At 69.2% G+C, this 403-nt stretch carries 1 protein-coding gene; it reads right to left on the bottom strand.

Features of this window, described 5'->3' with window-relative positions; genetic code table 11:
• The coding region (locus tag AAH991_RS40295; protein WP_346231212.1) for a HAMP domain-containing protein at window positions 1-403 on the bottom strand (403 nt) is incomplete at both ends.

The following is a 403-nucleotide window of genomic DNA, read 5'->3' as shown; positions in this document are numbered from 1 at the left end:
CGAGATGTTGCGGACCTGGCTGGTGAGGTTGCCGGCCATGAAGTTGACGGAGTCGGTGAGGTCGCGCCAGGTGCCGGACACGCCCTTGACGTCGGCCTGGCCGCCGAGCTGGCCCTCGGTGCCGACCTCGCGGGCGACGCGGGTGACCTCGTCGGCGAACGACGAGAGCTGGTCGACCATGGTGTTGACGGTGTTCTTGAGTTCGAGGATCTCGCCGCGGGCGTCGACGGTGATCTTCTGTGAAAGGTCGCCGCGGGCCACGGCCGTGGTCACCTGGGCGATGGAGCGGACCTGGCTGGTGAGGTTGCCGGCCATGAAGTTGACGGAGTCGGTGAGGTCGCGCCAGGTTCCGGCGACGCCGGGGACCTGTGCCTGCCCGCCCAGCCGTCCCTCGGTGCCCACT

It is taken from the genome of Microbispora sp. ZYX-F-249, from assembly GCF_039649665.1.
Lineage (GTDB): Bacteria > Actinomycetota > Actinomycetes > Streptosporangiales > Streptosporangiaceae > Microbispora > Microbispora maris.
Note: the sequence above shows the minus strand (reverse complement) of the source record. Positions and strands in the feature narration are given on the sequence as shown.